General features: G+C 58.4%; 1 pseudogene. It reads left to right on the plus strand.

Features of this window, described 5'->3' with window-relative positions:
• A pseudogene (gene cusR, locus V5P19_RS23680) lies at positions 1-269 on the plus strand (copper response regulator transcription factor CusR); the annotation flags it as partial.

Consider the following 269-nt stretch of genomic DNA (forward strand, 5'->3'; position numbering starts at 1 on the left):
GGTTGCCGACCTGATGGTCGATCTCGTCAGCCGCAAAGTCACCCGCAGCGGCACGCGCATCACTCTGACCAGTAAAGAGTTTACTCTGCTGGAGTTTTTTCTCCGCCATCAGGGCGAAGTGCTGCCCCGCTCGCTTATCGCCTCGCAGGTGTGGGACATGAATTTCGACAGCGACACTAACGCCATTGATGTGGCGGTGAAGCGGCTACGCGGCAAAATCGACAACGACTTTGAGCCGAAGCTGATTCAGACCGTGCGCGGCGTGGGCT

The organism is Enterobacter sp. UNJFSC 003 (assembly GCF_036903355.1).
Taxonomy (GTDB): domain Bacteria; phylum Pseudomonadota; class Gammaproteobacteria; order Enterobacterales; family Enterobacteriaceae; genus Enterobacter.